This window comes from Tritonibacter sp. SIMBA_163 (assembly GCF_046535935.1).
GTDB lineage: Bacteria > Pseudomonadota > Alphaproteobacteria > Rhodobacterales > Rhodobacteraceae > Epibacterium > Epibacterium scottomollicae.
Window position 1 is genome coordinate 1 of record NZ_JAWJBP010000431.1, and the last position, 273, is coordinate 273.

Sequence of the window (273 nt, forward strand, 5' to 3'; positions counted from 1 at the left end):
AGTTTATTAATATCAGGACGACCGAAAATGGTAAACCCTGCAATAACTTTGCCAATAATGGCGACCACAATCAGAAAGGCAGCTAAAATTAATCCTTCACGGTTACTCGGGACAGTTGGGTTTAATACTCCTAAATCGGTTCTTGCGCCAACACAAACAAAAAACACTGGAACTAAGATATCTGCAACCGGAACCACTTGTTCTTCCAATTCTTTGCGTTTTTCAGTTTCCGCTAAGACCAGTCCCGCAGCAAATGCCCCTAAAATCGCTTCT

The 273-nt window shown here is 42.1% G+C and carries 1 protein-coding gene; it reads right to left on the minus strand.

The features are described 5' to 3' along the window. Positions 1-273, minus strand: a 273-nt coding sequence (locus tag R0J92_RS23010) for a cation:proton antiporter (RefSeq protein ID WP_411053374.1), incomplete at both ends; no start/stop codon positions are given.